Origin of the sequence: Acidovorax sp. JHL-9 (assembly GCF_000426205.1) — a bacterium.
In the GTDB taxonomy this organism is placed as follows: domain Bacteria; phylum Pseudomonadota; class Gammaproteobacteria; order Burkholderiales; family Burkholderiaceae_C; genus Acidovorax; species Acidovorax soli.
This window is the reverse complement of record NZ_AUEX01000001.1, coordinates 291,422-317,023: the sequence shown is the minus strand read 5'-3', so window position 1 is coordinate 317,023 and position 25,602 is coordinate 291,422. Positions and strand designations below refer to the sequence as shown.

Here is a 25,602-nt window from a genome sequence, read left to right as displayed (position 1 = left end):
GCACCGGTGTTGATTGCTATTGTTATGGTGGCTTTGGGTGCGTGGTTGGTAAGGGCGGATTCAAGTCCAGGCGCTGGTGCGTATTTCCGTTCATGTTCTTGGCGCCGTGTGGCCGGTTGCTAAGATGCTGGCCCTTCTTGAGTGGGTTTTTTTCATGGACTTGCAGATCTGGTTGGCATTTTTTGCGGCATCGTGCCTGATAGCGGTGTCGCCGGGCTCGGGGGCTGTGCTGTCGATGAGCCATGGCCTGTCGTATGGCGTGCGCAAGACCGGCGCCACCATCGCCGGGCTGCAGGTCGGGCTGCTGATGATCTTGCTGATTGCTGGTGCGGGCGTGGGATCGCTGCTGCTGGCGTCGGAGCTGGCCTTCAGTGTGGTGAAGGTGCTGGGCGCCTGCTATCTGATCTATGTGGGCTGGAGCCAGTGGCGCGCGGGCGAGGCCTCGCCGCTGCGCGGGGACGACGCAGCACCGGCAGGCCCGTGGCAAAAGCGCTTTCTGACGGGTTTTCTGACCAACGCCACCAATCCCAAGGGCATCATCTTCATGGTGGCCGTGCTGCCCCAGTTCATGACCGACGGCCGCCCGCTGTGGATGCAGCTGCTGGTCATGGCCGCCACCACCGTGGCGGTGGACGTGACGGTGATGCACGGCTACGCTGCCGGGGCCAGCGCGCTGCGCCGCCTGATGCGCAGCGCCAGCGCGGTGCGCACGCAGAACCGCGTTTTTGGCGGGCTGCTGATGGCGGTGGGTGCGGGGCTGTTCTTCGTCAAGCGCGGCGGACAGCATGCCTGAGTGGAGCGATCGCTTGGATGTTGATCGCTGTTCGCGCGGGATGCATGAGCGCTAGCGGCATTTTTCAGATTTTGTTCAACCTGTGATCCCGGGAGGATGTGCCATGCCAGTGGTCGTTGTCGCCAATCCCAAGGGCGGCGTGGGCAAGTCCACGCTGTCCACCAATGTGGCCGGCTATTACGCCCGGCGGGGGCATCCGGTGATTCTGGGCGACACCGACCGCCAGCAGTCCGCCCGCCTGTGGCTGGGCCTGCGCCCGGCCGCCGCCCGCCCCATAGGCGCCTGGGACGCCAGTGCCGACGAGATCACCAAGCCGCCCAAGGGCCGCACGCACGCGGTGCTCGACACCCCGGCAGGCCTGCATGGCCGGCGGCTGAGCGATGTGCTCAAGCTGGCCGACCGCATCGTCGTGCCGCTGCAGCCCAGCGTGTTCGACATCTTTGCCACGCGCGCTTTTCTGGACCAGCTGGCCGAGCACCGCCATGGCGCGGGCGTGCAGGTGGGCATCGTCGGCATGCGGGTGGACGCCCGCACCAAGGCCGCGGAACAGTTGCACCACTTTGTCGACAGCCTGGGCTTTCCCGTGCTGGGCTACCTGCGCGACACGCAGAACTATGTGCACCTGGCGGCGCACGGGCTCACGCTGTTCGATGTGGCGCCCGCGCGCGTGGCGCGCGATCTGGAGCAGTGGCAGGGGATCTGTTCCTGGCTGGATGCCTGAAAGCCAGCCCACAGCGGCGGTGCCCTGCTGTCGCTTGTCCGACAGGCCCGGCGCGGGCCGCGGCGCTACATTGGCTGCATGAAAACCTTCCGCTCCTACTCCGAAGTCAGCGCCTGCGTGGGCCAGGAGGTCGCCGTGACCGACTGGATCACCATCACGCAGGAGCAGGTCAACCTGTTTGCCCAGGCCACGGGCGACCACCAATGGATCCATGTGGACCCCGAGCGTGCCCGGGCCGGGCCGTTTGGCGCGCCGATTGCGCATGGCTTTCTCACGCTGTCGCTGATTCCGCGTTTTTTGGAGCAGGGGCTGCGCATCGAAGGTGCACGCATGGGGGTGAACTACGGCCTGAACCGGGTGCGCTTCACGGCGCCTGTGCCGGTGGGCAGCCGCTTGCGCGCGCGCCTGGTGCTGCAGGCCACCGAAGCCCTGGCGCCTGACGGGCTGCAGATGGCCTGGCTGGTGACAGTGGAGCGCGAGGGCGGGGACAAGCCGGCGTGCGTGGCCGAATCATTGGCGCGCAGCTACGGCGCAGCGCCTTGAGGTGGTTCCACCGCCGGTAATTTGGCGCTGCCCTCAGAGCCTGACACGATCCCCTGCGAGATTGCGAACAGGCGCTCAGAGAACAAGGCCTGCCGGTGCGCGCCTGCAGGCCTGCGTTGCTGGGCGCAGCGCGGCGGACGGCCGGCAGTCTTGCCGCGCCATGGCGTCACTGGTTGCCGGTGACAACGGAGTTGGTCGTCGCTGCGGGCATCGCCCCTGCCTGCACGGGGCCCGGGGGGGTGCCCAGTGGAGCGGGTATGTTGTACCACTCGCGATCACTAGGCATCGTGCCTGCCTTGCGGGCGGCCACCAGCTCGGCAATCACGGTCTCACGGGTCAGTGTGCTCGTGGTGGTCAAGGGATAGTTGGACCATTCGCTATCGCCGGGCAGTGCGGAGTCCGCCTGGGCGGCCAGCGCGCCGACGGCCAGGGCGGCGGCGATGGGCAGGGTGGGGTGTGCATTCATGACGTTTCCTTCAAAAATGGAGCCATTTGCTGCGGGCCAGGCCGGGTTTTGCCCCGGTCTTGTCCGGCCTCGGTGAGTGCCTGCGCATGTACAACCGATCGATGAAGGAGACTGTATAGAGGGATATCTCTTGGTGAAACGGCAATGCGGGCAATGAACAGTTCTTAAAAATGAAATAATCAATGCCTGAATAACATTTTGTTGCCGAAATGGACAGATTGTTGACCATGCGTGTGTTCCAGGCCGTTGTCGAAGAGGGGGGCTTTGCTGCTGCGGCACGGTTGATGGAGTTGTCGCCTCCCGTCGTGACCAGGCTGGTGGCCGATCTGGAGCAGCACCTGGGCACGCGGCTGTTGCAGCGCACCACCCGCAAGCTGGCCTTGACCGATGCCGGCGAGGCCTATCTGCAGCGGGTGCGCGCCATCCTGCACGAAATCGAGGACGCCGAGGCCGCCGCCACGTCAAGCACCCGCGACCTGCACGGCACCATTCGCGTGCTGGCGGCCCCCTTGCTGGCCACGCACTTTCTTGCACCGCTGCTGGCGTCGTGGCATGTGCTGTATCCCACGCTCATGGTCGATATCCTGGTGGATGCGTTGCCTGCGTCGCGGGTGGACGAGTTTGATGTCACTTTCATGGTGGCTGGGGAGGACTACGATGGCAATATCGTGGCCCGGCCCATGGCCCATTGGGAGGCCATCGTCATTGCTGCACCCGCCTATCTGCAGCGCATGGGCGTGCCTGCCGAGCCCGGCGATCTGCAGCACCACGAATACCTGCGTTACTCAGGCCAGCTGGTCCGCTCCCAGAGCGGCACCGCGCAACGGTTGCGGCTGCGGCCCGTGCAGGGCGCGGGCGCGGCGCAGGAGGTGAAGGTGCCTGTGGTGCTGCAGTCCGTCAGCGCTGGCGTGCTGCTGCGCGCCGCGGTGGACGGCATGGGCGTGGCCGTGATGTCGCGGTTGCTGGCGGCCCCCCATCTGGCCAGCGGTGCGCTCGTGCATGTATTGCCCGACTGGATTTTTTCCCGCTATGCCGTGTATGCCGCGCTGCCGTCGCGCCGCATGGTGCCGGCCCGCACCAAGGTGTTTCTTGATTTTGTCAGCGAGCATGCGCAGCATCTGGCGTCCTCGCGCCCTGAAGGCGGCAGGGTGTCAGAGCAATGATTCCAGCGCGGCTGCGGCCGTCACGCCGGGCATGCCGAAGCTGTTCTGGCGCCAGGCTTCGAACACGGTCACTGCGACGGCGTTGGAGAGATTCAGGCTGCGTTGCCCGGCCACCATGGGCAGGCGCACGCGCTGCGCGGGCGGGAAGGTTTCGCGCAACTCGGGGGGCAGGCCCCGCGTTTCCGCGCCAAACACCAGCCAGTCGCCGGGGAGAAAGCAGGTGTCAAAAGCGCTCTGGCTGCCGTGTGTGGTCAGGGCGAACATGCGCGTGAAGTCGGGCTGGGCGCTGCGCAGGAAGGCAGTCCACCCCGGATGCCGTTGCACCTGGGTGTATTCGTGGTAATCCAGCCCGGCGCGGCGCATCAGCCGGTCTTCCATCGAAAAACCCAGGGGCTCGATCAGATGCAACGTGCAACCCGTGTTGGCCGCCAGGCGAATCACATTGCCGGTGTTGGGTGGTATCTCGGGTTCGACCAGGACGATATGGAACATGGCCTGTATTGTCCTGCGGACACACGGATCTGCGCAGCGCCCTCGTAAACAAAGGTTTCAGGCCTGTTCGGTGCGTGCCACCACCAGGGCCGTGATGTGTGCCGCGCCCGCCTGGCGCAGTGCGTGGGCGGCCGCATTCAGCGTGGCACCGGTCGTCATCACATCGTCGAGCAGAACAATGCGCTGTCCTTGCAGGGTGGCCGCGCGGGCGGGCTCGATGGCAAACGCACCCTGCAGGTTGCGCAGGCGCTGGCTGCGCGGCAGGCCACTTTGCGCCTCGGTGGCGCGCAGCCGCAGCAGCAGCATGGCATCCACCTTGGGATCGGCGAGGTGACGGGCCAGCAGGGTGGCCTGGTTGAAGCCACGTTCTTGCAGGCGCTCTCGCGACAGGGGCACCGGCAGTACCCGGTCGGCGGCTTCCAGCGCCGGCTCCACCCAGGGCGTGCTGCGCAGCAGCGTGGCCAGTGCCGCGGCCCAGCCTGGATCGCCGCGGAACTTGAATTCGGCGATGGCGCCGGCCCAGGGGTAGGCATAGTCCACTGCGGCCAGACAGGCATCCAGCGCTGGTGGCTCGCGCAGGCAGGCGCCGCATTCCGCAACGCCTTCGGGCACCGGCAAGGCGCAGCGCGTGCAGCGTGCGCGGGGCTGCGCAAACCGGGCGGCACAACCATCGCACACGCGCCGGGCCGGCCAGGCGTGGCACACGGCGCACTGGCTGGGCAGGTGCTCGACCAGCGCGCCGATGCGCCGTGATGTCCCTGCCAGCATCTTGTAAAGCATGGGGTCAATATACTCGTCTGCCCATCTTTGCCACCATGTCCACCGAGCATCCTCCCACCATCGATCCCGTTGCGGCCGCCCGCTGGCACGCCGCAGCGCCGGCCCAATCTCCCTGGCTGCATGAAGAGGTGGCCCGGCGCATGGACGACCGCTTGCAGTGGATTCGCCTGGCTCCCGCCGCCTGGTGCCATTGGGATGCGGTGCGCGGGGGGCTGCAAGGCCATGCCCTGGTCAGTGCCCGTTATCCCCAGGCGCTTTGCCAGGTGACGGAAACATCACCGCACTGCGTTCCCGCCGCAATGCAGGCACTGGCCCGGCCCTGGTGGAGTCCGACGCGATGGAGTGCGGGGCGCCCGCGTTTCGGCTTGCCACAGGAGGGGAGCGTGCAGATGCTCTGGGCCAACATGGCACTGCACATGGCGAGTGATCCGCAGGCCCTCATCGCCCAATGGCATCGCGCGCTGGCCGTGGATGGCTATCTGATGTTCTCGTGCCTGGGGCCGGACACGGCCAAGGAGCTGCACGCGGTGTATGCCGCGCTCGGCTGGCCGCCCGCCGGCCATGCCTTCACCGACATGCACGACTGGGGCGACATGCTGGTGCAGGCCGGCTTTGCCGAGCCGGTGATGGACATGGAGCGCATCCGGCTGACCTTTGCGACGCCGCAGCGCCTGTTGCAGGAGCTGGCGGAACTGGGGTGCAACCTGCATCCTCAGCGTTTCCCTGCGTTGCGCGGACGCCACTGGCGCAGCCGCCTGCACGAAGTCTTGCAGGAGCAGCTGGGGGATGCGGAACACGATGGGCAACTGGCGCTGACGTTCGAAATCATCTATGGCCATGCCTACAAACCCAGGCCCAGGGTGCGGGTGAGTGCCAGCAGCGCAGTCTCCCTGGAGGACATGCGCTCCATGCTGCGTGAAGGCGGCATGAGGAGTTGATTCGTCACTTCTTGTCAATGATCTGGCGCAAGGGGCGCTACAATTCTCGACGTTTGAGGATTGGTGTCCTTGGCGCGCCGTATCGGTGCCGTGGCCATTTGCAGGGCGGTTGCGTTGACAAGTCTGATTTTTCGTTTTGCTACGGTGTCTGGCCAGCGAATTGACTGGCAACTGGCCCGCAATGGTTTGGCGGAACGTGAACGGATGTGGCAGGGGGCCTTGTTGCTGGCAATGGTCCTGCTTTTCTGGATGGTTGGCAACCGGTGGGGCATGCCTTTGGGTTGGTTTGCCGCTGTCGCGGCAGGAGCGGTCTTCGTCCGGTACGGCCGCCATGCGGCGGATGGCGACAGGATTTGGCTGCAAGGCTCACGCCTGGTGGTGGAGAGGGAGACAGCAGGCAGGCTGGAGCGCGCCGAGTTTGACCGGAGCCGGGTTCGGGTCGAGCCCAGAACCGCAGACCGTTCGCTGATCAGGCTGTCTGCGCAGGGTCGGTCGGTCGATGTGGGGCGCTTCGTGCGCCCCGAGCTTCGCCAGGCCCTGGCATCGGAGATCCGCATGGCCTTGCGCGCTGCCTGACCTCAAGCAGGTGCGCCAAGTGATTGGTTAAATTGAGGCTTAGAAGTAAGTGAGAACTATGAAGAGCATTTCCAACAAGCTGGCTTCTCTGCTGCTGACTGCCGGTGCATGGATGGGCACCGCTGCCCATGCCGTTCAAGACCTGCCCGGCGGCCCTGCGGTCAATCAGCTGAACCTGCATCCCCCTGTCACCAAGATCGCCGAAGAGCAGCATTTCCTGCACTGGATGATGCTGATCATCTGCACGGTGATCTTTGTTGCGGTGTTTGCCGTGATGTTCTATTCGATCTGGAAGCACCGCAAATCCCGGGGTGCCAAGTCGGCCAATTTCCACGAGTCCGTCACGGTGGAAGTGGTCTGGACCGTCATTCCTTTCATCATCGTGATCCTCATGGCCCTGCCGGCCACGAAGGTCCTGGTGGCGCAGAAGGACACCACCAACGCCGACCTGACCATCAAGGCCACCGGATACCAGTGGAAATGGGGCTACGACTACATCACGGGCGAAGGCGAGGGCCTGGCTTTCATCTCCACGCTGGACAGCAGCCACCGCGCCATGTCCGACAGCGGCAACGTGAGCGAAGCACCTGCCAACTACCTGCTCAAGGTGGATAACCCGATGGTGGTGCCGGTGGGCAAGAAGATCCGCATCATCACCACCGCCAACGATGTGATCCATGCCTTCATGGTTCCGGCTTTCGGTATCAAGCAGGATGCGATCCCCGGTTTCGTGCGCGACACCTGGTTCCGCGCCGAGAAGGTCGGTGACTACTACGGCCAGTGCGCCGAGCTGTGTGGCAAGGAGCATGCCTACATGCCCATCCATGTGAAGGTGTTGTCTGCCGAGGATTACAGCCAGTGGGTGGCCGACCAGAAGAAGAAGGCGGCTTCCAAGCTCGACGACCCTGCCAAGGTGTGGGCACTGGACGACATGCTCAAGCGTGGTGAAAAGGTCTATGCCGCCAATTGCGCAGCCTGCCACCAGGCCAACGGCAAGGGCGCTGGCGCCATCAAGCCTCTGGATGGTTCCGCCATCGTGCTGGATGCCGACCATGCCAAACAGATCCAGGTGCTGCTCAAGGGTGTGAACAACGGTGCCATGCCCGCGTGGACGCAACTGAGCGATACCGATATCGCTGCGGTGGTCACCTACACCAAGAACAACTGGTCCAACAAGACCGGACAGCTGGTGCAGCCAGCGGAAATCGTGGCCCAGCGTGGCAAGTAATCACCGCCCCAGAGCATTGAGGAATTCAAAATGAGCGCAGTTCTCGACAACCACGGGCACGCACACGACAGCCACGACCACCATGCACCGTCCGGCTGGCGCCGTTGGGTGTATGCCACCAACCACAAGGACATCGGTACGCTGTACCTGCTGTTCTCGTTCACCATGCTGATGATCGGTGGCGTTCTCGCGCTGCTGATCCGCGCCGAGCTGTTCCAGCCCGGCCTGCAACTGGTCAACCCCGAGCTGTTCAACCAGCTCACCACCATGCATGGCCTGATCATGGTGTTCGGCGCCATCATGCCGGCCTTCGTGGGCTTCGCGAACTGGATGATCCCGCTGCAGATCGGAGCGTCCGACATGGCCTTCGCGCGCATGAACAACTTCAGCTTCTGGCTGATGATTCCTGCCGCGCTGATGCTGGTCAGCTCGTTCTTCATGCCCGGCGGCGCACCCGCTGCCGGCTGGACGCTGTATGCGCCGCTGACGCTGCAGATGGGCCCCTCGATGGACGCCGGCATTTTCGCCATGCACATCCTGGGTGCCAGCTCCATCATGGGTTCGATCAACATCATCGTGACCATCCTGAACATGCGCGCACCCGGCATGACGCTGATGAAGATGCCCATGTTCGCCTGGACCTGGCTGATCACCGCCTACCTGCTGATCGCCGTGATGCCCGTGCTCGCTGGCGCCATCACCATGACGCTGACCGACCGCCACTTCGGCACCAGCTTCTTCAACCCCGCCGGTGGCGGTGACCCGGTGATGTACCAGCACATCTTCTGGTTCTTCGGCCACCCCGAGGTGTACATCATGATCTTGCCGGCCTTCGGCATCATCAGCCAGATCGTGCCCGCTTTTGCGCGCAAGAAACTGTTCGGCTACGCCTCCATGGTGTATGCCACCTCGTCGATTGCCATCCTGTCGTTCATCGTGTGGGCGCACCACATGTTCACGACCGGCATGCCCGTGACCGGCCAGCTGTTCTTCATGTACGCCACCATGCTGATCTCCGTGCCCACGGCCGTGAAGATCTTCAACTGGGTGGCCACCATGTGGCGCGGTTCCATGACGTTTGAAACCCCCATGCTGTTTGCCGTGGGTTTCATCTTCGTGTTCACCATGGGCGGCTTCACCGGCCTGATCCTGGCCATGGCGCCTATCGACATCCAGCTGCAGGACACCTACTACGTGGTGGCCCACTTCCACTACGTGCTGGTGGCCGGTTCGCTGTTCTCCATGTTTGCCGGTGTGTACTATTGGCTGCCCAAGTGGACGGGCGTGATGTATTCCGAAACCCGCGGCCAGATCCACTTCTGGGCTTCGCTGATTTTCTTCAACATCACTTTCTTCCCCATGCACTTCCTGGGCCTGGCCGGCATGCCACGCCGTTACGCCGATTACCCCATGCAGTTTGCTGATTTCAACGCCATCGCATCGGTGGGCGCCTTGGGTTTTGGTTTGGCACAGGTGTATTTCTTCCTTGCCGTGATCGTTCCTGCCATGCGTGGCAAGGGTGCAAAGGCCCCCGCCAAGCCCTGGGACGGCGCGGAAGGCCTGGAGTGGGAAGTCCCTTCGCCAGCACCGTTCCACACCTTTGAAAATCCGCCCAAGCTGGACGCCACGGCAACCCGCGTGATCGGCTGAAAGGCATGTCCATGACCCCCGAGCAAAAAAAGAGCAATCTGCGCATGGCGCTGATCCTGGCGTCCGTGGTTGCCGTCTTCTTCGTCGGGTTCATGGTCAAAGTCGTTCTGCTGTCCCGCTGAGCACCACGCCATGAGCATTCACCGCGAAAACGCCAAGATGGTGGGCAAGCTGGCCGTGATAGCGGCGGGCATGTTCGCCTTCGGCTACGCGTTGATTCCGATCTACAAGCACATCTGCGAGCTGACCGGCATCAATATCCTGTCGCTGTCCGAGCGGCAGGTGCCGGGCAACGGCGTGGCGGGCAAGGACGTGAAGGTGCCCGCCAACACGCAGGTGGACACGAGCCGTACCATCACCGTGGAGTTCGATGCCAATGCACGCGGGCCTTGGGATTTCAAGCCGGCCCAGCGTTCGGTGAAGGTGCATCCCGGCGAGCTGACGACGGTGATGTACGAGTTCCAGAACGTGCAGAACCGCCGCATGGCCGCGCAGGCGATTCCCAGTTACGCTCCACGGCAGGCGGCGGCGCACTTCAACAAACTCGAGTGCTTCTGCTTCAACCAGTACATCCTGGAGCCGGGCGAGAAAAAGCAGTGGCCCGTGGCGTTCGTTATCGATCCGCGGCTGTCCAAGGATGTGACAACCATCACGCTGTCCTATACCTTCTTCGAGGTGGGCGGAAAAACCCCGCAGGCACCCGAGTCCACGGCTGCCGTCTCCCTTCAATCCGTGCAGGAGGGATCATGAGTCCCGTCCATCCCTCGGATTCCGGCGTGCAGCGCAAGGGTTCCCTGTTGCGCACGGTGCGTGCGGTGGCCTGGTCACTGATCGGCCTGCGCAAAGGCAGTGAATACCAGCAGGACCTGCAAAAGATCAACCCCCTGCACATCATTGTGGTGGGTTTGCTGGCGATCTTCCTGCTGGTGCTGTCGCTGATCGCGGTGGTGAACTGGGTGGTCTGAGCCATCGCCTGCCTGCCAACCCCATAACAAAGATTTTGAGATCCAGGAGCTGAAATGAGTGCATCAACCCACGGCACAACACCGTACTACTATGTGCCCGCAGAGTCGCGCCATCCCGTGATGGCGGCCGCAGGCCTGTTTTTTGTGATTCTGGGCGCAGCCCAGTGGATCAACGGCCACAACTGGGGCAAGTATTCCCTGGCCGCCGGCCTGGTGTGGTGGCTGTTTGTGCTCTACCAATGGTTCCGCGATGCCGCCCGTGAGAGCGAAGGCGGGCTCTACGGCCACAAGATCGACCTGTCGTATCGCTGGAGCATGAGCTGGTTCATCTTTTCGGAGGTGATGTTCTTCGGTGCCTTCTTCACGGCCCTGTGGTGGGCGCGTGCGCACTCGGTGCCGGCGCTGGGCAGCCTGGACAATGCCATGCTGTGGCCCGACTTCAAGGCGGTGTGGCCCAGCATTGCGGCAGGTGCCACGGCATCCCCTGCCGGCATCGTCGAGCCCTTCCAGACCGTGGGCCCTTTCTGGCTGCCCACGATCAACACGGCATTGCTGCTGAGTTCGGGTGTGACGCTCACCATTGCCCACCATGCGCTGCGTGAAAACCACCGTGGCAAGACCATTGCGTTCATGTGGGCCACTGTGCTGCTGGGCTTTGTCTTCCTGTGCGTGCAGGGCTATGAGTATTTCCACCTCTACACCGACCTGAACCTCAAGCTCAGCTCGGGCGTGTTCGGCTCCACGTTCTTCATGCTGACGGGTTTCCACGGGTTCCACGTGTTCCTGGGCATGCTGATGCTGCTGGTCATCACCTTGCGCCTGCAAAAGGGGCACTTCACGGCCGACAAGCATTTCGGCTTCGAGGGTGCCGCCTGGTATTGGCACTTTGTCGATGTGGTGTGGCTGGGCCTGTACATCCTGGTGTACTGGATGTAAGACGGCCATGCCGTATCCAAAAAAGCGCCGCAAGGCGCTTTTTTGTTGCGCGCAATGGTGTCTTACCGCGTGGCGGGCAGGCCCGTCGGCTGGATGTAGCCCAGTTGCCATGCGAGCAGGATGCAGATGAACAGAACGATCGAGAGCCCCACCCGAAATGCGAGGGCCTTGGCCATGTGGCTGCCCTTGGCCTTGTCGTTGCGTCCGTTACGCATCATGAAAAAAAGGGCAGAGGCCAGACTGGCGAGAATGGCAAGAAACGCCACAGCGACAAGATATTTCATGGAGCACATTATCCCGTGACACCTGTTTCACGCACCTGGGGCCTGCGTTTCTGGCTGATCACCGTCGCTGCCGTGGCCGCCATCCTGGTGACCGCCTCCTTGGGGCGCTGGCAGCTGTCGCGCGCCGCGCAAAAGCAGGACCTGCAGTCGCTGCTGGACCAGCGGGCCGCCCTGGCCCCCATCGACAACCAGCAGCTGCGTGGGCATGCTGGCGGTGCGGATGGCGCGCAGGACCTGGTCCATCGGGCGGTGCTGCTGCAGGGGCGCTGGGTGCCGGAGCACACGGTGTACCTCGACAACCGGCAGATGCAGGGCCGCCCCGGCTTTTTTGTGCTGACACCGCTGCGGCTGGAGGGCAGCGATGCGGTGGTGCTGGTCCAGCGCGGCTGGGTGCCTCGCAACTTCCAGGACCGCCAGCAGCTGCCCCTGGTTCAGACAGCGCCAGGTGCGGTGCAGTTGGCCGGGCGCATCGCACCGCCGCCATCGCGTCTGTACGAGTTCCAGGGTGCCGACAGTTCGCAGGGGTCTTCCCGCATCCGGCAAAATCTCGACTTCACCGCCTTTCGCACCGAGACAGGCCTTGCGCTGATGAATCTGTCGGTGCTGCAGACGGGCCCCGCCAGCGAGGGTCTGCAGCGGGACTGGCCCGTGATCGGTGCCGGTGTCGATAAACACTACGGTTACGCATTCCAATGGTTCGGGCTCAGCGGCCTGATTGCACTTCTCTATGTCTGGTTCCAACTCGTCCGACGCTTCCTTCGCCCGCGCCCCCGGCCTCCCGCCTGAGGCAGGAGGCGATCATCCCCTGGGCCTCACGGTGCATACGCTTCCCGAGGCGGGCAGCGCCGTGGCCCATGCCCAGAACACTCGCCACGGTCGCTGGAAGATGCTGGCGGTGCTGCTGGTCTGCGCCGCCCCGGTGATCGCTTCGTATTTCACGTACTACGTGGTGCGCCCCGAGGGTCGCCGCAATTACGGCGAACTGGTGCAGCCGCAGCGCCCCTTGCCCGATCTGGCCACGGCCGCGCTCGATGGCGCGCCCGGCCAGCTGCCGGCGCTCAAGGGCCAATGGCTGCTGGTGAGCGTGGCAGGCGGGGCCTGCGATGCCCAGTGCCAGCAGCACCTGTATCTGCAGCGGCAACTGCGCGAAAGCGTGGGCAAGGAGAAGGACCGTGTGGACTGGGTCTGGCTGGTGACCGATGCCGCCCCCCTGCCGGCGGACCTTTCTGCGGCCCTGCGAAAGGCCACGGTGCTGCGGGTCGATGGCGGGGCGCTGGCCCAGTGGCTCGAACCCGCAGCGGGACACGCGCTGGCCGAGCACCTCTACCTCGTGGACCCCATGGGCAACTGGATGATGCGTTTTCCGGCAGGCATGGATGCTGCCGGGGCCGCCAAGGCCAAGCGCGACCTGGAGCGCCTGCTGCGCGCATCGTCCTCCTGGGATGAGGCCGGACGGCCAGGGCAACCCTGATGAACGCCCAACCGCTTTACGACCTGGCGCCGCTGGCGCAGGTGATGCTGCTGGGCATCGTGATCGCGCTCGGGCCCCTGGCATGGGTGGCCTGGCGCAACCGCGGCGGCGATCGGGGGCGCCGTCTGCAGGCCTTGACGGTGCTGACGCTGTTCCTGACCTTTGACCTGGTGCTGTTTGGCGCGTTCACCCGGCTCACCGATTCCGGCCTGGGCTGCCCCGACTGGCCGGGATGCTATGGCAGCGCCAGCCCGGTCGGTGCGCGGGCCGATATTGCGGCGGCGCAGCAGGCCATGCCCACCGGACCGGTGACGCACGGCAAGGCCTGGGTGGAAATGATCCACCGCTACCTCGCCACCGGCGTGGGTGTCTTGATCATCGTCCTCACTGTTTCCGCCTGGGTACAGTGGCGGCGGGCCAGGGCCGGCGGCGGTGTGCCGCAGCCCGCGCTGGGCCCATGGTGGCCCACCTTCACCCTGGTCTGGGTGTGCCTGCAGGGTGCATTTGGTGCGCTCACGGTCACGATGAAGCTGTTTCCCGCCATCGTCACGCTGCATCTGGCAGGCGGCCTCGTGCTGCTGGCCCTGCTGTGCGTTCAGGCGGTGTGCCACACGCAGGTGGCCAGGGGCGTGCAGCCCGCCGCGCTGGCCACACCGCTGCGCGTTGGCGTGCTCGTCACCGGCATCCTGGTGGCGTTGCAGATCGTGCTGGGGGGCTGGGTCAGCACCAACTATGCGGTGCTGGCCTGCACGGCCTTTCCCACCTGCCAGGGCAGCTGGTGGCCGGTGATGGATTTCGCGCAGGGGTTCCAGATCTGGCGGCCGCTGGGGCTGCTGCAGGACGGTAGCCACATCAGCTTTGCCGGCCTCACGGCCATCCACTATGCGCACCGCCTGATGGCCTATGTGGTGCTGCTGGCGCTGGCCTGGCTGGCCTGGCGCCTGCACCGGGCCGCTGCGCTGCGCATGCAGGCGCGGTGGCTGGCGGGCCTGGCCCTGCTGCAGCTGGCCACGGGCCTGAGCAATGTGGTGCTGGGATGGCCCCTGCTGGCGGCCGTGCTGCACACGGGGGGCGCCGCTGCCCTGGTGGTGGTGTTGACCTGGGCGGCCGCGTCCAGCCGGACGGCCCGCACACCCCTTGAGTCTTTGGCACCCTCGCGTGCATCGAGAGTTTCCGCATGAGTATTGCCTCCACCCTTACAGCGCCCTCGCGCTTTTCGCAGTTCTACGCGCTGACCAAACCGCGCGTGGTGCAACTCATCGTGTTCTGCGCCCTGATCGGCATGGTGCTGGCTGTGCCGGGCCTGCCCACGCTGCGGCAACTGGGGCAGATGGCGCTGGCCTGTGCCGGCGTGTGGCTGGTGGCGGGTGCTGCCGCGGCCTTCAACTGCATCGTCGAGCAGGGCATTGATGCCCGGATGAAGCGCACCTCCTGGCGACCCACGGCCAAGGGCGAGCTGTCCAACACGCAAACCCTGCTGTTCTCGGCCTTGCTGTGTGCGGCTGGTTCGGCCTTGCTGTATTTCTGGGTCAATCCGCTGACCATGTGGCTTACCTTCGCCACCTTCGTGGGCTATGCGGTGGTGTACACGGTGATCCTCAAGCCGCTGACGCCGCAGAACATCGTGATCGGTGGTGCATCGGGCGCCATGCCTCCCGTGCTGGGCTGGGCGGCCATGACGGGCGATGTGGGTCCTGAGGCGTTGATCCTGTTCCTCATCATCTTCCTGTGGACGCCGCCGCATTTCTGGGCGCTGGCCCTTTACCGGGTGGAGGACTACCGCAAGTCGGGCCTGCCGATGCTGCCGGTGACGCACGGCAACGAGTTCACGCGCCTGCAGGTGTTTCTGTACACGCTGATCCTCTTTGCGGGCTGCCTGATGCCTTTCATCTACGGCATGAGTTCGTGGATCTACCTCGTTGCCGCCGTGCTGCTGAGCGCCGGGTTCTGTGGCTACGGCTTTGCCCTGTGGCGCAATTACTCGGACGCCCTGGCGCGCAAGACCTTTCGTTTTTCCCTCATCCACCTGAGCGTGCTGTTTGCCGCGCTGCTGGTGGACCACTATGCGCTGTGAACACCATGCACAAAAGAAATGCCCTTCAATTCATCGCTATCAGCGCTTTATCCATCGGCGCTGGTGTCCTGTTGACTGCCTGTTCTGAAAAGAAGACGGAGTTTCGCGGGGTGGACATCACCGGGGCTGACTACGCACGCGATATTCCGCTCACCGACCACAACGGCCACAAGCGCAGCCTGCAGGACTTCCGGGGCAAGGTGGTGGTGGTGTTCTTTGGCTACACCCAATGCCCCGACGTGTGCCCCACCTCCATGCAGGAGCTGGCCGAGGTCAAGCAGATGCTGGGCAAGGACGGCGATCGCCTGCAGGGCATCTTTGTCACCGTGGACCCCGCGCGCGACACCCCCGAGGTGCTGAAGGCCTACATGGCCAACTTTGATCCCAGCTTCCTGGCGCTGTCCGGCACGCCCGAGCAGATCGCCGCCGTGGCCAAGGACTTCAAGATCTACTTCAAGCAGGTCGATGGCAAGACCCCCACCAGCTACACCATGGACCATTCGGCTGGCAGCTACGTGTACGACACGGCAGGCCGCCTGCGCGTTTACAACCGCTACGGCAGCGGCGCGCAGGCGCTGGGCGCCGATGTGAAGGCCCTGCTGCAGGAAGCCGGGTAACGGCGCCAGGCGCGCCGCCCGCGCCAATCCCCTGGGTTGGCGCCTTATTCGGCCTTGATGCCTTGTGATTTGATCACTGCGCCCAGCACGCGCGCATCGGTCTGGATGCGTTGGGCGAGCCCTTCGGCGGTGGTGCCGGTCACCTGCCAGCCTTGCTGGAACAGCTTGGCGCGCACGTCCGGGCTGCGGGCGATTTCGCTGAACAGCGCCGACAGGCGCGCCACCACCGGCCGGGGCAGAGACCGCGGGGCGGCCACCGCGTTCCAGATTTCGAGGTTGAAGTCCTTCACGCCTGCTTCGGCCAGACTGGGATATTCAGGCACCAGCGTGCTGCGCCCGCTGGAGGTGATGCCAATCACGCGCAGTTTGCCCGCACGGGCCTGCGCGGCCGCCATGGCCGGGGGCAGCAGGGCCAGCTGGATCTGGCCGCCGATGATGGCGTTGATGACCTGTGGGTTGCCCGGGTAGGGCACATGCACCGGCTGAACACCAGCCTTGCCTTTGAGCAGTTCCATGCCGATGTGGGCCACCGTGCCCACGCCCGGTGTGCCATAGCTCCAGCGGTCGCCGCTGGCGCGTGCGGCCTCAAAAAACTCCTGTGCGGTGGCGCCCGGTGCGTTGGCCGGTGCGGCCAGGGCCAGCGGGGCCGTGGCAAGCAGACTGATCGGGGCCAGGTCCTTGAGCGGGTCGTAGTGGATCTTGGGGTTGATCAGCTTGGCAATCGTCAGGTTGCCGTTGATCATGATGCCCAGGGTGTGGTCATCGCTGGCCTTGGCCACGGCATCGGCGGCGATGTTGCCGCCAGCACCCACCTTGTTTTCCACAATCACCGGCTGCCCCAGGGCCTTGGCCAGCGGCTCGGCCAGGGTACGTGCCACCAGGTCGGGGGATGATCCGCCCGGAAAACCGACCACCAGCTTGACGGGCTTGCTGGGCCAGCCCGGTGTCGCCGGGGCCGCGGTGGATTGTGCAAGGGCGGGGCTGCAGGCCGCGGCAAGGGCCAGTGCCAGTGCGGCGCGGCGCAGGGGGGATGGGGTCATCAAAAGATCCTCCGGTCATGGACAGGCGCACAGGCATTTGCGGGCACCCAAAAAAAAGCGCGCAACCGCAGTCGCGCGCTGAATGATCTCTGCGGTCCGGTCGGCGGACAGCCGCCGTTCAGGCGTAATCGGCCAGCGCGGCCTTCATCTTCTTCATGGCGGCCACTTCGATCTGGCGGATGCGCTCGGCGCTCACGCCATACACGGCGGCCAGCTCGTGCAGCGTCATGCCGCCCGAACCATCATCGTTCACCCTGAGCCAGCGCTCTTCCACGATGCGGCGGCTGCGCTCGTCCAGGCTGGCCAGTGCCGTCGCAATGCCATCGGTGGCCAGCGCATCGCGCTGGCGCGACTCGATCATGGCCGTGGGCTCGTGCGAGGCATCGGCCAGGTAGGCAATGGGGCCAAAGGCTTGCTCGCCATCGTCCGAGGGTGCGGGGTCCAGCAGCACATCGCCACCCGACAGGCGGGTTTCCATCTCGATGACTTCCTCGCGCTTGACATTGAGCTGCGCCGCCACAGAGTCGATTTCGCGGTCCGACAGGGTGTCGCGGAGCGTGCTGGCATCGGCTGCCGCCGCATCGGCCTTGAAACCCTGCTTCATGGACCGCAGATTGAAGAACAGCTTGCGCTGCGCCTTGGTGGTCGCCACCTTCACCATGCGCCAGTTCTTCAGGATGTATTCGTGGATCTCGGCCTTGATCCAGTGCATGGCGTAGCTCACCAGGCGCACGCCCTGGTCGGGGTCGAAGCGCTTGACGGCCTTCATCAGGCCCACGTTGCCTTCCTGGATCAGGTCGCCATGGGGCAGGCCGTAGCCGAGGTACTGGCGTGCAATCGACACCACCAGGCGCAGGTGCGACATCACCAGCCGGCCGGCGGCGTCCACATCGTTGTGCTCGCGCAGCTGGCGGGCGTAGGTCTGCTCTTCTTCATGGGTGAGCAGGGGCAGGCGGTTGACGGCCGAGATATAGGCGTCCAGGTTGCCCAAGGGCGGCACCAGTGCCCATGCATTGGCGGGGGCCAAAGTCGTCGTTGCGGTTCCAGATGGCAATGTCATTCCAGGAATCCTTTCCTCTAAGCCTTCATGTTAGCACTCTGTTGGAGGGAGTGCTAAGCCCGGAGTTCCCGTCCGGTTGTTCCAAAGTGCCTGATTCTAGATACATCTATCAAATTGGCTTTAAACGCAATACCAGAAATATCTTGTAGCTATGAATAGATGAGCGTTTGAAGACCTGTTTACACTGCCCTCTGTTCCTTTTGCAGGGGGGGGAGTTCCATGGCAACAGGCGTTGATCCGGTGGATATCCGCATGGTCACCACCACGGTGGCCAGCGCGGCAGACGCGCGCCGGCTGGCGCAGGCGGTCATGCAGGCGCGGCTGGCGGCCTGTGTGCAGGTGCAGGCCATCACCTCGCACTACCACTGGCAGGGCGCCCTGCACGAAGAATCGGAATGGCGGCTGGACTGCAAGACCATGCCGCGCGCCACCGCTGCATTGCTGGCGCTGCTGCAGGCGCTGCACCCCTATACGCTGCCGCAGCTGGTGGTGCAGGCGCTGCAGGCCACGCCGGCCTATGTGCGCTGGGTGGATGGCGAGGTGGCCGCCGGGGTGTGACGTTCAGGTCAGCAGGGCTTGCGCGAATTCGCGCGCGTTGAAGGTTTCCAGGTCTTCGAGCTTTTCGCCCACACCGATGAAGTACACGGGAATAGGGCGCTCCTGCGCGATGGCGGCCAGCACACCGCCCTTGGCCGTGCCGTCGAGCTTGGTCACGACGAGGCCGGTGAGCTGCAGGGCATCATCGAACGAGCGCACCTGGGCCAGCGCGTTCTGGCCGGTGTTGCCATCGATCACCAGCAGCACCTCGTGGGGCGCCGTGGCGTCGGCCTTGGTGACCACGCGGCGGATCTTCTTCAGCTCTTCCATCAGGTGCAGTTGCGTGGGCAGGCGGCCGGCCGTATCCACCAGCACCACGTCCTTGCCGCGCGCCTTGCCGGCAGTGACGGCATCAAAGCTCACGGCAGCCGGGTCGCCGCCCTCCTGGCTGACGATCTCGACGGTGTTGCGGTCGGCCCATACCCCGAGCTGTTCGCGCGCGGCGGCGCGGAAGGTGTCGGCCGCCGCCAGCAACACGCTGGCCCCCTCGTTGGCCAGGTGCTTGGTGAGCTTGCCGATCGAGGTGGTCTTGCCCGCGCCGTTGACGCCCGCCACCATGATCACGGTGGGCTGGTGCTCGCCAATCACCAGGGCCTTTTCGAGTGGGCGCAGCAGATCGGCCAGTGCGTCGGCCAGCAGGCCCTTGACGGCGGCGGGATCGGTGGTCTTGCTGTCTTTCACGCGGCGTTTGAGGTCATCCAGCAGGTGCTGCGTGGCCTTGACGCCGGTGTCGGCCATCAGCAGGGCTTCTTCCAGCTCTTCATACAGGGCATCGTCGATCTGGGTGCCGGTGAAAACGGTGGCGATGCTGGAGCCCGTCTTGCGCAGTCCGGCCTTGAGGCGGTCGAGCCAGCCCTTGCGTTCGGCGGGCGTGGGCGGCTGCTCGGTGGCGATGGGCGCCAAAGGCAGGGGCGGCGCGGTGACAGCGATGGGCGCGGCCGCCACCATGGGCGCCACGGGGGTGGACACAGGCGCCGGCACCGGCAGCTCGGCTGGCGGCGGTGCAGCCACCGGGACTGCTTCAGGTGCGGGAGCAGGCGTTTTGGCGGCAAACGGGTTGCGCAGCCAGCCAAGGCCACCGCTGGCCGCCGGCGGGGCCGGTGGGGGCAGGGGGGGGACGGAGGGCGTTGGCAATGGCGCGGGCTGCGTGACCGGGGCGGTGGGCGCCTGCTGCACTGCAGGCATTACCGCCGGTGGCGTGGGCGCGGCAGCCGGTGCTGCAGGGGTTGCAGGCGCAGCCGCAGCGGGCTGCGCGGGCGTGGGGGCGGGTTTTTTCTTGAAAAAACTGAACATTGGCGGGTACTTAGAATCACTCCATTCTATGAAACGTGCTTTCACCCTTCTGGGCCTGCTGGCCTGCCTGAGTGCCGGGGCGCAAATCCCGGTGTCCACCGCCCTTTCTGCCACCCCTGCCGCGAACCCGCCAGCGGCCCCCAAGGCCACGGCTTCCGGGGCGCAGCAATTCACGCTGGCCAACGGCATGCAGCTCATCGTGCAGCCCGACCGGCGGGCGCCCACTGCGATGCACATGGTGTGGCTGCGCGTGGGTTCCATGGACGAGGTCGATGGAACCTCGGGCGTGGCCCATGTGCTCGAACACATGATGTTCAAGGGCAGCAAGACCGTGCCGCCGGGCGAGTTTTCGCGCCGCGTGGCGGCCCTGGGCGGACAGGAAAACGCCTTCACCAGCCGCGACTACACGGGCTATTACCAGCAGATTCCCTCCAGCCGGCTCGAAGACGTGATGCGCCTGGAGGCCGACCGCTTCGCGCACAACCAGTGGCCCGACGCCGAGTTCAAGAAAGAGATCGAGGTGGTCAAGGAAGAGCGCCGCATGCGCACCGAAGACCAGCCCCGCGCCGTGCTGGCCGAGCAGCTTTTTGCGACCACTTTCATCGCCTCGCCCTACCGCCGCCCGGTGGTGGGCTGGATGAGCGACCTCGATGCCCTGACGCCCGAGGATGTGCGCCATTTTCACCGCCAGTGGTATGTGCCGGGCAACGCGGCCGTGGTGGTGGCCGGCGATGTGGACGTGGCCCAGGTGCGTGCCCTGGCCGAAAAATACTACGGCCGCCTGCCCGCCCGCGCCGTGCCGACGCGCAAGCCGCGTGCCGAGCCCGTCCAGCAGGGCTTGCGCCGCATTGCCGTCAAGGCACCGGCCGAGCAGGCCTACGTGGCCCTGGCGTTTCGGGTGCCCGGCATGGAGCGCGTCGAGGCGCTCACCGACGGCGACCGCGATGCCCTGGCGCTGATGGTGTTGTCGGCCGTGCTCAGTGGCTACGACGGCGCCCGTCTGGAGCGCGCCCTCAGCCAGGGCCCGCAGCGCGTGGCCGACAGCGCCAGCAGCTCGGCCATGGTGACCGGGCGCGGCCCCAGCCTGTTCCTGCTCAGCGGCGTGCCCGCCGAGGACAAGACGGCGCAGCAGGTCGAAGACGCCCTGCGCGCCGAAGTCGCCCGCGTGGCCCGCGAGGGCGTGAGCGAGGCCGAGCTGTCACGCGTCAAGACCCAGTGGATTGCCTCGACCGTGTACCAGCGCGACTCGGTGCACGGACAGGCCCAGGACCTGGGCAGCAACTGGGTGCAGGGGCTGCCGCTCGATGCGGAAGAGCGCCTGCTGGCCCTGCTGCGCACCGTGACGCCCGAGCAGGTGCAGCAGGTTGCGGCCCGGTATTTTGGTGACGACCAGCTCACGGTGGCCACGCTGCTGCCGCAGCCGCTGGACGCCAAGCCCCGGCGCGCCGCGCCGGCCGCGGGTGCCCCGCGCCACTGAATCCGCACCACCAGGCATTGCATGATGACTATGAAAAAAATAGCTGCCAGCGCTTTATTCATAAGCGCCGGATCCCTTTTTTTTGCCAGTTCAGCCTGGGCGCTGCTGCCCATCCAGCACTGGACCGAAACCAGCGGCGCCCAGGTCTGGCTGGTGGAAAGCACCGTCATCCCCATGGTGGATGTGCAGCTCGACTTTGATGGCGGCAGCCGCCGCGACCCGGCCGATCGGGCGGGCCTGGCCGGCGCCGTGGCCTCCATGGCCTCCAAAGGCGTTCTGGGCATGGCTGGCGGATCGGGTGTTGCCGGCGAGGGCGCACCGCTGGATGAAAACGCGCTGGGCGAGGCCTGGGCCGACCTGGGCGCCAGCTTCGAGGCCAGCGCCGGCAGCGATGGGCTGCACTATTCGCTGCGCTCGCTGACCGACCCCGCGCTACTGCAGCGCGCCGCTTTGCTGGCCGCCCGCCAGATGGGCGAGCCCAGCTGGCCGGCCGATATCTGGCAGCGCGAGCGCGCCCGCTGGAGCGCCAGCATCAAGGAATCCCGGACCCGCCCTGCCACCGTGGCGGGCGAAGCCTTTGCCGCTGCGGTGTACGGCAGCCACCCCTACGGCTACCGCGCCACCGAAGACACGCTGGCACGCATCGAGGTGGCCGACATGCAGGCCTTCCATGTGCGCACCGTGGCCGCCTGCCGGGCGCGCGTGAGCATCGTGGGCGCCGTCAACCGCGCGCAGGCGCAGACCCTGGTGGCCACGCTGCTGTCGCGCCTGCCGGCGCGCACGGCGGCAGAATGCGCGCCGCTGCCGGCCGTGCCCGAGGTGGCCGCGCTCAGCGCACCGGCCGAGCAGCGCATTCCCTTTGCCTCGGCCCAGGCCCATGTGCTGATCGGCCAGCCCGGCTTTGCGCGCCGCGACCCCGACTTTCTGGCGCTGCTGGTGGGCAACCACATCCTGGGCGGCGGGGGCTTCACCTCGCGCCTGACCAACGAGGTGCGCGAAAAGCGCGGCCTGAGCTACAGCGTGTACAGCAGCTTTGCGCCCGGCCTGCATGCGGGCGCGTTCAGCATCGGCCTGCAGACCCGGCCCGACCAGGCAGCGCAGGCCGTGCAGGTCTCGCGCGATGTGCTGGCGCGCTTCGTGCGCGAAGGCCCCACCGAGACCGAGCTGCGCGCCGCCAAGGACAACCTGATCGGCGGCTTCGCGCTGCGCATCGACAGCAACAAGAAGCTGCTGGGCAACGTGGCCAACATCGCCTGGAACGGGCTGCCGCTCGACTACCTGGAGCACTGGGCGGCGCGTGTCGAGGCGCTCACCGTGGCCGACATCCGCGCCGCCATGGCGCGCAAGCTGCAGCCCGAGCGCATGGTCACCGTGGTCGTGGGAGGCCAGCCATGAGCCGCTCCAGCCTGCGCCTGGAAACCCTGCCCGGCGGCCGCCTGGCCCGTCCGGCCAGGAACGTCCCTGCGGCCGAGCCCGACGCTAAGGAGTCCAAGGCAGCCAAAGCGGCCAAGAGCAGCGCCAGGAAAGACGCCGCCCCCCAGGCTGCGGGTGAAATCCGCATCATCGGCGGCCAGTGGAAGCGCACCCGCCTGTCCGTGGCCCAGCGCCCGGGCCTGCGCCCCACGCCCGACCGCGTGCGCGAAACCCTGTTCAACTGGCTGGGCCAGGACCTGACCGGCTGGCATTGCCTGGATGCATTTGCCGGCACCGGCGCGCTGGGGCTGGAGGCGGCTTCGCGCGGCGCTGCCGCCGTGCAGCTGGTGGAAAACGACGCCACCCTGGTGGCCCAGCTGCACAAGCTGCAGGCCCGCCTGGCGGCCACGGCCGTGCATGTGCAGCGCGGCGACGGCATTGCCGCGCTGCGGCAGGCGGCGCCGGCCAGCCTGCACCTGGTGCTGCTCGACCCGCCGTTTGACAGCGCCTGGTTCGAGCCCGCCCTGCAGGCCGCCGCCAAGGCCGTGGCGGCAGATGGCTTTGTTTACCTGGAGGCACCGCAGGCCTGGACCGACGAAGCACTGGCCCCGTTCGGGCTGGTGGTGCACCGCCACCTGAAGGCGGGTGCGGTCCATGCGCACCTGCTCCAGCGGCGCGTGGCGGGTTGACGGTACTGCACTCGATAGCTATAAAAATAATAGCTTGTGGCGCTTTCTGTATAAACGCCAGAGCCTTATTTTCTTTAAAAAAAGGGGGGCGTGCACCGCGCCTCCTGCGCGTTGCAGTGCGCTGCATAATCCGCCCACGCGGCCCGGCCGGCCCCTGAGGGGCCGGGCCCCAAGTCCATCTGCCCACCAGGAGACCCCAGCCCATGGTCCACAACGTGCTCGCCATCTACCCCGGAACCTTCGATCCCATCACGCTGGGCCATGAAGACCTGGTGCGCCGCGCGGCGAAACTGTTCGACCGGGTGATCGTTGCCGTGGCCATTGCCCACCACAAAAAGACCCTGTTCAGCCTGGACGAGCGCATGGACATGGCGCGCGAGGCGCTGCGCGACTGCCCGCAGGTGAGCGTCGAGCCCTTTGACGGCCTGGTGACCGAGTTCACTGCCGCGCGCGGCGGCACGGCCATGCTGCGCGGCCTGCGTTCGGGCACCGATTTCGACTATGAATTCCAGCTGGCGGGCATGAACCGCGCACTGGTGCCGCACATCGAGACGGTGTTCCTCACCCCCAGCAGCCAGCACCAGTTCATCAGCAGCACGCTGGTGCGCGAAATTGCCACATTGGGCGGCGACGTGGCGCAGTTCGTCTCGCCTGGTGTGCACGGGCAACTGATGCGCAAGCTCAATCGTTCAGTGTCGGCTTGAGCGTTTCAGCCCGCGCTGGTCTGCGCCAGCAGATCGTGCACGAAGCGCAGCTTGCGCAGCGCGCCGGGCGACAGGGCAAAGGGGTAGGCGTCGCCCTGCCCCAGGCTGCGGTTCAGGCTGTTGAGCAGCAGGGTCAGGGGCACCCACTGGCGCACCATGCCGTCAAACGCGGGTCGTGGGCTGGCAAAGGGGTCGCTCACCTGGTGGTGCTGGGCGGCATGCGGGTCGGGCACGGACAGGCGGGTCTGGTAGCTGGCCGCCGTTTCGAGCAGGTCCACCATGTGCAGGTAATGCGCCCAGGTTTCGGCCCAGTCTTCCCAGGGGTGCGAGGCCGCGTAGCTGCTCACATGGTGCGGGCGCCAGTCGCCCGCTTCGCTGCCTTTGGCGTAGTGGGCGCGCAGGGCGGTGGCGTAATCGAGGCGCTCATCGCCAAACAGGCGGCGAAAGGCCTCCAGGCGATGGCCGTCGCGCACCAGCTGGTCCCAGTAGAAATGGCCCGATTCATGGCGCAGGTGGCCAATCAGGGTGCGGTAGGGCTCGCCCAGCGCCACGCGCCGCCGCGCGCGCTCGCCGTCGTCGGCTTCGGCTATGTTGAGGGTGATGGTGCCGCCGTGGTGGCCGGTGAGAACAGGTGGCCCGCCGGGCCAGTCCGCCAGAAACTCGAACACCGGCCCGGAGCGGCCTGGCGCGGGCTCCAGCCCCAGGCGGGCCAGCGTGTAGAAAAGCTGGCGCTTGGCTGCTTCGATCTGCTTCCATCGGCCCAGGTTGGCGGGTTGGGAGAGGTCGGGCAGCACGCGCGTCTGGCGGCACGACACACACAGCGGGGAGAGGTCATGGGCCGGCAGGGCGAAATTGCAGGCATCGCAGGCGGAATGGTTGGCGCACAGGCGATAGAGCCGCCCGCTGCAGTCCGCACTGCCGCGCTGCCCCATGCGGCGCCACAGGTCCGGCCCGTCCTGCGGGGCCGGTGCCAACGCCGCCATGCAGAGCAGCTCGGGCACAAAGGCGAGCGTGCTGCCGCAATGCATGCACTGCACGCTGTCAAAAAAAACCAGATGACCGCAATGGTCGCAATTGAAGACCCGCATGGTGTTGCAGCTTACCCCCTGCGGGCGGGCGCGCCGCGGGCATAAGAGAAAGCGTGGCGGCCAGCCAAAAAGGGGCACAAGCGCCGAAGCAGATGGTTCGGCGCTTGTGCCCCTTTTCTGCCACGCCCCGCCGCACGGCTTGCGCCGCTACCGACAGGATCGTGCGCGAACGCTCAGGGGCGCACAACAATGCTGTTGCGCACTTCCTTGACGTTCTTGGTGTTGCGGGCAATGGCTTCCGCCTGGTTCTTCTCGGCTTGCGACTTGGCAAAACCCGACAGCTGAACCGTGCCGTTGAGCGTTTCGACGCTGATGGCGGTGGCCGACACCGTTTTGTCTTCCGCCATCTTGGCCTTGACGGCGGTGGTGATGCCCGCATCGTCGATGTAGGCGCCAGCGGTTTGCTGGTTGCGCGCCACTGCGCAGCCCGTGGCGGTGACGACGGTGATGGCCGTGGCTGCGGCAAAGGCGAGGGCACGTGCGTATTTCATGGTGTATTCCTTCAAAGAGTGGAGACGCGGGTGCGAGGGAAAATCACAGCTTG

The 25,602-nt window shown here is 65.8% G+C and carries 31 protein-coding genes; 22 read left to right on the top strand and 9 right to left on the bottom strand.

What is annotated here, in order from left to right; translation table 11 throughout:
* Nucleotides 1-154: 154 nt before the first annotated feature.
* From K225_RS0101460 to K225_RS0101450, 3 genes are all read left to right on the top strand, one after another.
* Nucleotides 155-793: a LysE family transporter gene (locus tag K225_RS0101460; protein ID WP_026434753.1), complete on the top strand. Its 639-nt coding sequence runs from the start codon at nt 155-157 to the stop codon at nt 791-793.
* A gap of 103 nt (nt 794-896) precedes the next feature.
* Nucleotides 897-1,514 carry a ParA family protein gene (locus tag K225_RS0101455; RefSeq protein ID WP_026434752.1) on the top strand — a complete coding sequence of 206 codons (618 nt, stop codon included), beginning with the start codon at nt 897-899 and terminating at the stop codon, nt 1,512-1,514.
* A 78-nt stretch (nt 1,515-1,592) separates the two neighbouring features.
* Nucleotides 1,593-2,057 carry a MaoC family dehydratase gene (locus K225_RS0101450; protein ID WP_026434751.1) on the top strand — a complete coding sequence of 155 codons (465 nt, stop codon included), beginning with the start codon at nt 1,593-1,595 and terminating at the stop codon, nt 2,055-2,057.
* 166 nt (nt 2,058-2,223) lie between these two features.
* On the opposite strand, the gene K225_RS0101445 is transcribed toward K225_RS0101450, so the two are convergent.
* Nucleotides 2,224-2,523, bottom strand: coding sequence for a DUF4148 domain-containing protein (locus tag K225_RS0101445; protein ID WP_026434750.1), 300 nt, complete (start codon nt 2,521-2,523; stop codon nt 2,224-2,226).
* A gap of 209 nt (nt 2,524-2,732) precedes the next feature.
* On the opposite strand from K225_RS0101445, the gene K225_RS0101440 reads away from it, so the two are divergent.
* Nucleotides 2,733-3,686: a LysR family transcriptional regulator gene (locus K225_RS0101440; protein ID WP_026434749.1), complete on the top strand. Its 954-nt coding sequence runs from the start codon at nt 2,733-2,735 to the stop codon at nt 3,684-3,686.
* Here the strand turns inward: K225_RS0101440 and K225_RS20130 are convergent.
* On the bottom strand, nt 3,675-4,178 hold the full coding sequence (locus K225_RS20130) for a tRNA (cytidine(34)-2'-O)-methyltransferase (RefSeq protein ID WP_034711488.1): 504 nt from the start codon (nt 4,176-4,178) through the stop codon (nt 3,675-3,677). The two genes, K225_RS0101440 and K225_RS20130, sit on opposite strands and share 12 nt — an antisense overlap.
* A 57-nt stretch (nt 4,179-4,235) precedes the next feature.
* The gene (locus K225_RS0101430) at nt 4,236-4,958 is read right to left on the bottom strand and encodes a ComF family protein (protein ID WP_026434748.1); all 723 of its coding nucleotides are present in this window, start codon (nt 4,956-4,958) and stop codon (nt 4,236-4,238) included.
* A gap of 35 nt (nt 4,959-4,993) precedes the next feature.
* On the opposite strand from K225_RS0101430, the gene K225_RS0101425 reads away from it, so the two are divergent.
* From K225_RS0101425 to K225_RS0101390, 8 genes are all read left to right on the top strand, one after another.
* Nucleotides 4,994-5,896: a hypothetical protein gene (locus tag K225_RS0101425; protein WP_026434747.1), complete on the top strand. Its 903-nt coding sequence runs from the start codon at nt 4,994-4,996 to the stop codon at nt 5,894-5,896.
* Between the two features lie 69 nt (nt 5,897-5,965).
* Entirely contained in the window at nt 5,966-6,472 is a 507-nt protein-coding gene (locus K225_RS0101420; RefSeq protein ID WP_238323157.1) for a DUF2244 domain-containing protein, read from the top strand.
* A gap of 58 nt (nt 6,473-6,530) precedes the next feature.
* Complete coding sequence (gene coxB / locus K225_RS0101415) at nt 6,531-7,700, top strand: cytochrome c oxidase subunit II (RefSeq protein ID WP_026434745.1); 1,170 nt, start codon at nt 6,531-6,533, stop codon at nt 7,698-7,700.
* Between the two features lie 30 nt (nt 7,701-7,730).
* Nucleotides 7,731-9,350: a cytochrome c oxidase subunit I gene (ctaD, locus tag K225_RS0101410; RefSeq protein WP_026434744.1), complete on the top strand. Its 1,620-nt coding sequence runs from the start codon at nt 7,731-7,733 to the stop codon at nt 9,348-9,350.
* A gap of 11 nt (nt 9,351-9,361) precedes the next feature.
* Nucleotides 9,362-9,472, top strand: coding sequence for a cytochrome oxidase small assembly protein (locus tag K225_RS22505; protein ID WP_208859679.1), 111 nt, complete (start codon nt 9,362-9,364; stop codon nt 9,470-9,472).
* A gap of 10 nt (nt 9,473-9,482) precedes the next feature.
* Nucleotides 9,483-10,100: a cytochrome c oxidase assembly protein gene (locus tag K225_RS0101400; RefSeq protein WP_026434743.1), complete on the top strand. Its 618-nt coding sequence runs from the start codon at nt 9,483-9,485 to the stop codon at nt 10,098-10,100.
* Entirely contained in the window at nt 10,097-10,315 is a 219-nt protein-coding gene (locus K225_RS0101395) for a DUF2970 domain-containing protein (RefSeq protein WP_026434742.1), read from the top strand. The genes K225_RS0101400 and K225_RS0101395 overlap by 4 nt, the downstream gene beginning before the upstream one ends.
* 54 nt (nt 10,316-10,369) lie before the next feature.
* Nucleotides 10,370-11,251 carry a cytochrome c oxidase subunit 3 gene (locus K225_RS0101390; RefSeq protein WP_026434741.1) on the top strand — a complete coding sequence of 294 codons (882 nt, stop codon included), beginning with the start codon at nt 10,370-10,372 and terminating at the stop codon, nt 11,249-11,251.
* Nucleotides 11,252-11,313: 62 nt separating this feature from the next.
* On the opposite strand, the gene K225_RS0101385 is transcribed toward K225_RS0101390, so the two are convergent.
* Nucleotides 11,314-11,535 carry a twin transmembrane helix small protein gene (locus K225_RS0101385; RefSeq protein ID WP_026434740.1) on the bottom strand — a complete coding sequence of 74 codons (222 nt, stop codon included), beginning with the start codon at nt 11,533-11,535 and terminating at the stop codon, nt 11,314-11,316.
* Nucleotides 11,536-11,550: 15 nt separating this feature from the next.
* Between K225_RS0101385 and K225_RS0101380 the strand changes: the two genes are divergently transcribed.
* From K225_RS0101380 to K225_RS0101360, 5 genes are read left to right on the top strand one after another with little or no spacing between them, the layout of a single operon-like run.
* Nucleotides 11,551-12,321 (top strand): SURF1 family protein, encoded by a 771-nt coding sequence (locus tag K225_RS0101380; RefSeq protein ID WP_026434739.1) that lies wholly within the window; start codon nt 11,551-11,553, stop codon nt 12,319-12,321.
* Nucleotides 12,263-13,006 carry a hypothetical protein gene (locus K225_RS0101375; RefSeq protein WP_034711485.1) on the top strand — a complete coding sequence of 248 codons (744 nt, stop codon included), beginning with the start codon at nt 12,263-12,265 and terminating at the stop codon, nt 13,004-13,006. Before K225_RS0101380 ends, K225_RS0101375 begins: the two co-directional genes overlap by 59 nt.
* Nucleotides 13,006-14,187 (top strand): heme A synthase, encoded by a 1,182-nt coding sequence (locus tag K225_RS0101370; RefSeq protein ID WP_026434737.1) that lies wholly within the window; start codon nt 13,006-13,008, stop codon nt 14,185-14,187. Before K225_RS0101375 ends, K225_RS0101370 begins: the two co-directional genes overlap by 1 nt.
* Complete coding sequence (gene cyoE / locus K225_RS0101365; RefSeq protein WP_026434736.1) at nt 14,184-15,080, top strand: heme o synthase; 897 nt, start codon at nt 14,184-14,186, stop codon at nt 15,078-15,080. The genes K225_RS0101370 and cyoE overlap by 4 nt, the downstream gene beginning before the upstream one ends.
* 5 nt (nt 15,081-15,085) lie before the next feature.
* Entirely contained in the window at nt 15,086-15,697 is a 612-nt protein-coding gene (locus K225_RS0101360; protein ID WP_081679572.1) for an SCO family protein, read from the top strand.
* A 44-nt stretch (nt 15,698-15,741) separates the two neighbouring features.
* On the opposite strand, the gene K225_RS0101355 is transcribed toward K225_RS0101360, so the two are convergent.
* Nucleotides 15,742-16,737 carry a tripartite tricarboxylate transporter substrate binding protein gene (locus K225_RS0101355; protein WP_026434734.1) on the bottom strand — a complete coding sequence of 332 codons (996 nt, stop codon included), beginning with the start codon at nt 16,735-16,737 and terminating at the stop codon, nt 15,742-15,744.
* Between the two features lie 118 nt (nt 16,738-16,855).
* Nucleotides 16,856-17,797, bottom strand: a complete 942-nt coding sequence (gene rpoH, locus K225_RS0101350) for an RNA polymerase sigma factor RpoH (RefSeq protein ID WP_026434733.1) — start codon at nt 17,795-17,797, stop codon at nt 16,856-16,858.
* Nucleotides 17,798-18,016: 219 nt separating this feature from the next.
* Between rpoH and cutA the strand changes: the two genes are divergently transcribed.
* Nucleotides 18,017-18,355 (top strand): divalent-cation tolerance protein CutA, encoded by a 339-nt coding sequence (gene cutA, locus K225_RS0101345; protein ID WP_026434732.1) that lies wholly within the window; start codon nt 18,017-18,019, stop codon nt 18,353-18,355.
* 3 nt (nt 18,356-18,358) lie between these two features.
* Here cutA and ftsY read toward each other — a convergent pair whose 3' ends face one another.
* Nucleotides 18,359-19,687, bottom strand: a complete 1,329-nt coding sequence (ftsY, locus tag K225_RS0101340) for a signal recognition particle-docking protein FtsY (RefSeq protein WP_026434731.1) — start codon at nt 19,685-19,687, stop codon at nt 18,359-18,361.
* Between the two features lie 28 nt (nt 19,688-19,715).
* Between ftsY and K225_RS0101335 the strand changes: the two genes are divergently transcribed.
* The 4 genes from K225_RS0101335 (at nt 19,716) to coaD (ending at nt 23,970) form a co-directional block, all read left to right on the top strand.
* Complete coding sequence (locus K225_RS0101335) at nt 19,716-21,164, top strand: pitrilysin family protein (RefSeq protein WP_026434730.1); 1,449 nt, start codon at nt 19,716-19,718, stop codon at nt 21,162-21,164.
* Between the two features lie 21 nt (nt 21,165-21,185).
* Complete coding sequence (locus K225_RS0101330; RefSeq protein ID WP_026434729.1) at nt 21,186-22,559, top strand: pitrilysin family protein; 1,374 nt, start codon at nt 21,186-21,188, stop codon at nt 22,557-22,559.
* On the top strand, nt 22,556-23,266 hold the full coding sequence (gene rsmD / locus K225_RS0101325; RefSeq protein WP_026434728.1) for a 16S rRNA (guanine(966)-N(2))-methyltransferase RsmD: 711 nt from the start codon (nt 22,556-22,558) through the stop codon (nt 23,264-23,266). Before K225_RS0101330 ends, rsmD begins: the two co-directional genes overlap by 4 nt.
* Before the next feature lie 203 nt (nt 23,267-23,469).
* Entirely contained in the window at nt 23,470-23,970 is a 501-nt protein-coding gene (gene coaD / locus K225_RS0101320; protein ID WP_026434727.1) for a pantetheine-phosphate adenylyltransferase, read from the top strand.
* A 5-nt stretch (nt 23,971-23,975) separates the two neighbouring features.
* Here coaD and K225_RS0101315 read toward each other — a convergent pair whose 3' ends face one another.
* Nucleotides 23,976-25,058 carry a putative zinc-binding metallopeptidase gene (locus K225_RS0101315; RefSeq protein ID WP_026434726.1) on the bottom strand — a complete coding sequence of 361 codons (1,083 nt, stop codon included), beginning with the start codon at nt 25,056-25,058 and terminating at the stop codon, nt 23,976-23,978.
* Nucleotides 25,059-25,231: 173 nt separating this feature from the next.
* Entirely contained in the window at nt 25,232-25,549 is a 318-nt protein-coding gene (locus K225_RS0101310; RefSeq protein ID WP_026434725.1) for a BON domain-containing protein, read from the bottom strand.
* Nucleotides 25,550-25,602: the final 53 nt, after the last annotated feature.